The sequence below is a fragment of the Salinicola sp. genome (genome assembly GCF_982684285.1).
The window spans coordinates 1-6,021 of sequence record NZ_CEXLVS010000246.1 but is presented as its reverse complement, the minus strand read 5'-3'; the positions used below and the strand labels follow the sequence as shown (position 1 = coordinate 6,021).

Annotated in this window: 6 protein-coding genes and 1 tRNA gene; 5 read left to right on the top strand and 2 right to left on the bottom strand. The window is 64.4% G+C overall.

What is annotated here, in order from left to right:
* Positions 1-147: 147 nt before the first annotated feature.
* The 5 genes from AC3AYF_RS17200 (at position 148) to AC3AYF_RS17180 (ending at position 3,588) form a co-directional block, all read left to right on the top strand.
* The gene (locus AC3AYF_RS17200; protein WP_295040915.1) at positions 148-1,131 is read left to right on the top strand and encodes an ABC transporter ATP-binding protein; all 984 of its coding nucleotides are present in this window, start codon (positions 148-150) and stop codon (positions 1,129-1,131) included.
* Positions 1,128-1,901, top strand: a complete 774-nt coding sequence (locus AC3AYF_RS17195) for an ABC transporter permease (RefSeq protein ID WP_110600815.1) — start codon at positions 1,128-1,130, stop codon at positions 1,899-1,901. The genes AC3AYF_RS17200 and AC3AYF_RS17195 overlap by 4 nt, the downstream gene beginning before the upstream one ends.
* Positions 1,898-2,737 (top strand): NADPH-dependent 7-cyano-7-deazaguanine reductase QueF, encoded by an 840-nt coding sequence (gene queF, locus AC3AYF_RS17190; RefSeq protein ID WP_295040918.1) that lies wholly within the window; start codon positions 1,898-1,900, stop codon positions 2,735-2,737. The genes AC3AYF_RS17195 and queF overlap by 4 nt, the downstream gene beginning before the upstream one ends.
* A gap of 64 nt (positions 2,738-2,801) precedes the next feature.
* On the top strand, positions 2,802-3,362 hold the full coding sequence (locus AC3AYF_RS17185; RefSeq protein WP_295040920.1) for a nitroreductase family protein: 561 nt from the start codon (positions 2,802-2,804) through the stop codon (positions 3,360-3,362).
* 138 nt (positions 3,363-3,500) lie between these two features.
* Positions 3,501-3,588, top strand: a tRNA-Ser gene (locus AC3AYF_RS17180).
* A gap of 483 nt (positions 3,589-4,071) precedes the next feature.
* Here AC3AYF_RS17180 and AC3AYF_RS17175 read toward each other — a convergent pair.
* Complete coding sequence (locus tag AC3AYF_RS17175; RefSeq protein ID WP_295040922.1) at positions 4,072-5,163, bottom strand: zinc-binding dehydrogenase; 1,092 nt, start codon at positions 5,161-5,163, stop codon at positions 4,072-4,074.
* A 12-nt stretch (positions 5,164-5,175) separates the two neighbouring features.
* A partial coding sequence (locus AC3AYF_RS17170) for an aldo/keto reductase (protein ID WP_487780075.1) occupies positions 5,176-6,021 on the bottom strand: 846 nt, incomplete at its 5' end.

Sequence of the window (6,021 nt, the reverse complement as noted above, 5' to 3'; positions counted from 1 at the left end):
CGGCGGTTATCGGATGATCGCTGACGCAGCATGGTTGATTCGTCTGCTAAAGATTGAAGCGCGATGAATCGCCCCCATATTGCTTGGCACTTCAGTCTCACACGATTTTCGTGAATCCCGATCTATCACATACGGCAGGAATCCCTGATGGCAGAACCGGCACTGTCCATCCGCGGACTGACCAAAGTCTACGGTAATGGTTTTGAGGCCCTGAAGGGCATCGATCTCGATGTCGCTCAGGGCGATTTCTTTGCACTGCTCGGCCCCAACGGCGCGGGCAAGTCCACCACGCTCGGCATCGTCTGTTCGCTGGTCCAGAAGACGGCGGGGCAGGTGAAGATATTCGGCATCGACATCGACCAGGATTTTGCCAAGGCGAAGTACGCGCTTGGCGTGGTGCCGCAGGAGTTCAACTTCAGCCAGTTCGAGAAGGTCGAAGATATTGTCATGACCCAGGCGGGCTACTATGGCATGCCGATGAAGGAGGCCCGACCGCGTTGCGACCGGTTGCTGAAGGACCTCGGCCTGTGGGACAAGCGCAACGGCTCCGCCCGTATGCTCTCGGGCGGCATGAAACGTCGTCTGATGATCGCGCGAGCGTTGATCCACCGGCCGCGCCTGCTGATTCTCGACGAACCCACCGCCGGGGTGGATATCGAGCTGCGTCGCAGCATGTGGGAGTACATGCGCCGGATCAACGAGGAGGAGGGCACCTCGATCATCCTGACCACGCACTATCTCGAGGAAGCCGAGAGCCTGTGCCGCAATATCGCCATCATCAACCGGGGCGAGATCATCAAGAACACCTCGATGCGAGGCCTGCTGACCGAACTGGATACCGAGACCTTCCTGCTCGATCTTGCCGAGCCGCTGGACGTCGCCCCCAGGATCGAGGGCTTCGATGCCGAGCGGGTCGATTCGCACCAGCTGGCGCTCTCCGTGCGCAAGGGCACCGATCTCAACGATGCTTTCCAGCAACTGACCGCTCAGGGCGTGCGGGTGCTGTCGATGCGTAATCGCGCCAACCGTCTGGAAGAGCTGTTCGTCTCGATGACCTCGCAGCCGGATGCCACGACAGGCATCGACGGTCCATCCGAAACATCCGCCCAGGCCAAGGAGACGGCGTCTTGAATACCCGGCAACTGCTGATTTCGCTCTGGACCATGGTGGTGAAGGAGGTTCGCCGCTTCGTGCGGATCTGGCCGCAGACGCTGGTGCCTCCCTCCATCACCATGACGATGTACTTCATCATCTTCGGCAACCTGATCGGTTCCCGCGTGGGCGAGATGCACGGCATCTCCTACATGTCCTACATCGTGCCCGGCCTGATCATGATGTCGGTGATCACCAACAGCTACTCCAACGTGGCGTCATCGTTCTTCTCCAACAAGTTCCAGCGCAGCGTGGAGGAGATGATGGTCTCGCCGATGCCCAACTGGGTCATCCTGGCCGGCTTCGTCATCGGTGGCGCGGCGCGTGGGCTCGGCGTCGGTCTGATCGTGACGGTGGTATCGCTGTTCTTCACCCATCTGGACCTGCACCATCCGTTCCTGACCCTGATGGTGGTGGTGATGACCGCGTTGCTGTTTTCGATCGGCGGCTTCATCAATGCGCTGCTGGCCAAGAAGTTCGACGATATCTCGATCATTCCGATCTTCGTGCTCACCCCGCTGACCTACCTGGGCGGCGTGTTCTACTCGATCGACCTGCTGCCGGAGTTCTGGCAGAAGGTGACCATGATCAACCCGATCCTCTATATGGTTAACGCCTTCCGCTACGGCATCCTCGGCATCTCCGACATTCCGGTGAGCGGGGCGCTGATCGCCATCGCCGCCTTCATCGTGGCGTTCTGGTGTCTGGCGCTGTGGATGCTCAACCGCGGCAAGGGGATTCGGTCATGAGCACACCGCGTCCGGAGACCCTCGCCGAGGCGCCGCTGGGTCGCGACTCCGCCTATCCCGACCGCTACGATGCGTCGCTGCTGTTCCCCATCGAACGTGCCGCCAACCGGGCGCCGCTGGGGATCGAGGCGTCGTCACTGCCGTTCGTCGGTGGCGACGAGTGGTGGGCCTTCGAACTCTCCTGGCTCGACCCGCGCGGCAAGCCGGTGGTCGCGGTGGCGCGCTTCCGGCTGCCGGCGGATTCGCCCTGCCTGATCGAATCCAAATCCTGGAAGCTCTACCTCAACGGCTTCAACCAGACCACGTTCGCCGGGCGCGACGCGGTGATCGAGCTGCTGCAACGGGACTTGAGCGCCGCGGCCGGTGCCCCGGTCACCGTCGAGCTGTTCGGTGTCGACGACGCCGCGCTCGCGGCGGCGCCGCTGCCGGGTGAGTGCATCGACGATCTCGATGTCGTCATCGATCGCTACACGCCGGCGCCGGGCCTGCTGGCCTGCGACGAGATCGATATCGTCGAGGAGACGCTGCATTCGCATCTGCTCAAGTCCAACTGCCCGGTCACCGGTCAGCCGGACTGGGGCAGTGTGCTGATCGCCTATCGTGGCCCGCGACTCGACCGGGCTGCGGTGCTGCGCTATCTCGTCTCCTATCGCCAGCATCAGGATTTTCACGAGCACTGCGTCGAGCACATCTTCGTCGACCTGATGGAGCGCTGCCGCCCGCAGGAGCTGCTGGTGATGGCGCGTTACGTGCGCCGCGGCGGGCTCGACATCAACCCGTGGCGGGCCACGCCGGGTTGGACGCCGGAGCTGCCGGCGCGGCTGCTGCGGCAGTAGCGCTTTTGACGTAGAGTCGGGCGATCCGCCGCGTTTCACCACCGATGTCTCAGAGGAGTCAGACATGGATGCCATGACGCTACTGCACCAGCGTCGCTCGATGGGCAAGCTGGCCGCGCCGGCACCAACCGCCGAGCGGCTCGACGCCATCTACCGTGCTGCACTGCGGGCGCCGGACCACAAGGAAATGACGCCGTACCGCTTCATCGAGATCAGCGGCGAGGGGCTCGATCGGCTGGGTGAGCTGTTCGCCCGATCCGATTATCAGGCCAACCCGCATATCGATGACGGCAGCCTCGACGCCGCCCGCAAGAAACCCAAGCGGGCGCCGATGATCATTGCCGTGATCGCGCGCATCACCCCGGATCTTCCCAAGGTGCCGCCAGTCGAGCAGCTCATCTCGGCCGGCTGTGCGGCCCATGCCATGCTCTACGCGGCTTTCGCGCAAGGGCTGGGGGCGATGTGGCGCACCGGCACCTACGCCCATGACAGGACAGTCTGGCGCGGCCTCGGTCTCGGCGAGCATGAAGAGCTGATCGGCTATCTCTACCTTGGCCAGGTCGGCGGGCGCTACCCTGATGCGCCGGTGCGTGACCCGGAGGCGTATCTGGAGCGGTGGCGCTAGCGCCGAGCTCTCCGTTGCGGAGAGATCGTAAAAGGTCGTCGGAAAAGGAAAAACGGCTTGCTATCACGGGTTTAGCTCGTTACTATGTGCGCCGTTCTGAACGCAGCGGCAAGGCCGCCACGGGAAGGACGACAATGTGGAGGGGTGTCCGAGTGGTCGAAGGAGCACGCCTGGAAAGTGTGTAAGTCGAAAGGCTTCGAGGGTTCGAATCCCTCCCCCTCCGCCACGAATTCTGAATCAGCCGGCTCGAGTAGCCGGCTTTTTCATGTCTGGCATAAAGCGCGAGGCGGGGGGGTGATGAGAACCCTCCGGTTCGCACCGAGGCGCTCGTGATTTTGGTTTTCGAGCGCCGACAAGCGCCAGCAATCCCTCCCCCTCCGCCACGAATTCTGAACCAGCCGGCTCGAGTAGCCGGCTTTTTCATGTCCGGCATAAAGCGCGAGGCGGGGGAGGTGATGAGAACCCTCCGGTTCGCACCGAGGCGCTGGCGGTTCCGGTTTTCGAGCGCCGACAAGCGGCCTCGCGAAGCGAGCCGGTAATCCTTTCTCCTCGGCTAAACATTGCCGTTTGCCGACGTTCAGGTTTCGGCGGGCATTGGTGGAATAGTCGTCGTTGACCCACCTCGGATACTTTCGACTCAGTTCTCGATCAGCGCCGATGGTTCGGTGCTGTTTGTCCGGGGTGCCGTGTATGCGGATTGCATCAATCTTCACGCTGATCTGGAGTGTACGACGACAGAATTGATGTTGCCCGCAACACGCGCGGCTGCCATCGCCTCCGTCAGTGCGTCCAGCGGGAAGGACTGGGACTGGATCGCGGACAGGTCCAGTAACCCGGCGCGGGCGAGCGCGAATAGGTCGGCGAGCGCGGTGCGCGGATACATGAAGTTGCCGATGATCTCCAACCCCATGCTCATGACCTGAAGGTAGTTGATCGGCAGCGGTACCGTCATCGAACCCATCAGCACCAGCCGCCCGTTGCGCGAAAGGCTTTCGAGCGCCGCCAGCGTGGCTGACGGATCGCCAGCTTGGCCGACCATGTCGAAGGCCAGCGCGATCGGGCCGTCAGCGGCATCGCGCGGGGCGGATGCGTCGGTCTTCACGCCGCCGCTGAGCACCACGGTGCGCACTCTGGGGCCAGCGACCTCTGCAAGCGCGGCCAGCGCGGATGCATTGCGGCCGGTGGCGACAACCCGTCCGGCACCCAGTGCCAGCGCGACCAGCGCCGCCGCGCTGCCATAAGCGCCTGTTGCTCCAGAGATCACGACCGTTTCTCCCGCCGCGAGCCTTCCCCGCTTGAGCCCGCCATAGGGCACGGCGAAGCGCGCGGCAGAGGCCAGGATGTCGGCCGGCACGGAATCGAGCCCTTCCGCCACCGTTACCGCCGAGACCGGCCACAGCGCGTAGTCGGCCAGCGTGCCGTCCGGCCAGTCGGCCTGCATGGCTGAACTCGACCCGCCGAACGAGGTGATGCCGAGCAAGGCCTGCGCCGGATCGGCGACATTCTCGCCGGCGGTAAAATGCGAAGACAGCAGCACGCGCTGGCCAGGTTTCATATGCCACACGTCGCGCCCGATGGCCGCCACCCGCCCGACGGCATTGCTGCCCGGCGTGAAGGGGCGGTCCGGCGCGATATAGGTGGGGAGCTTACCCTCGACGTAATCCTGCAGATAGGACGGCAGGATCACCGCCTCGATCTCGATCAGGGCGCTGCCCGCGTGCGGCTCGGGCACGGGGCGTTCGACGAGTTCGAGTTTTCCGCCCAGCCTGTCGAGCTGCCAGGCGCGCATCGTCTTCGGCATGGCGGGTTCTCCCTATTCGGCGCGCAGCGGTGTTTCGCCGCCGACCCAGCTCGGCCCGGCGACCGGATGATCCTTCGGGAAACGGCTCGCCGCGTTATAGGTCAAGACCCAGTTCGGATAGCGCGGCGCCTCGGCACTGACCGCATCGAGCGCGGCGAGATCCTCTGCGTCGAGCGCGACGTCGACGGCGCCGATATTGTCGGTCAGCTGGTCGACCCGCTTGGCGCCGACGATGACGCTGTCGACCACCGGCCGCGACAACAGCCAGGCCAGCGCCACCTGCGCGGGCGTGGCATTGCGCTTGTCGGCGGTGCCACGAAGCACGTCGATGATGTCGAACACCCGGTCCTCGTCGACCGGCGGGAACTGATTGGCGGCGCCACGACGACCGCGACGGGAATCGGCGGCAGCACCCTCGCGGGTCACCTTGCCCGATAGCAACCCGCCCGCCAGCGGGCTCCAGCACAGCATGCCAAGCCCCTGGTCGCGCATCGCCGGCGCCAGTTCATCCTCGACGCCGCGACCGGCGAGCGAGTAATAGGCCTGCACGGAGACGAAGCGGGCAAGCCCCTCCTGCGCGGAGGCGCCCAGCGCCTTCATCAGCTGCCAGGCCGCCAGGTTGGAGGCGCCGATATAGCGCAGCTTGCCCTGTCGCACCGCGTCGTCGAGCGCGCCGAGCGTTTCCTCGATCGGCGTCAGCGGGTCCCAGCGGTGGATCTGGTAGAGATCGATATGGTCGGTCTTCAGCCGCTTGAGGCTGCTCTCCAGTGCATCCATGATGTGGATGCGCGACAGGCCGACATCGTTCGGACCGGCACCAATGCGCGCATTGGCCTTGGTCGCCAGAACGACGTCGTT

Coding starts and splice junctions, on each gene's coding strand:
- queF (WP_295040918.1), top strand. CDS start 1,898: ATGAGCACACCGCGTCCGGAGACCCTCGCCGAGGCGCCGCTGGGTCGC.
- AC3AYF_RS17175 (WP_295040922.1), bottom strand. CDS start 5,163: ATGCCGAAGACGATGCGCGCCTGGCAGCTCGACAGGCTGGGCGGAAAA.
- AC3AYF_RS17185 (WP_295040920.1), top strand. CDS start 2,802: ATGGATGCCATGACGCTACTGCACCAGCGTCGCTCGATGGGCAAGCTG.
- AC3AYF_RS17200 (WP_295040915.1), top strand. CDS start 148: ATGGCAGAACCGGCACTGTCCATCCGCGGACTGACCAAAGTCTACGGT.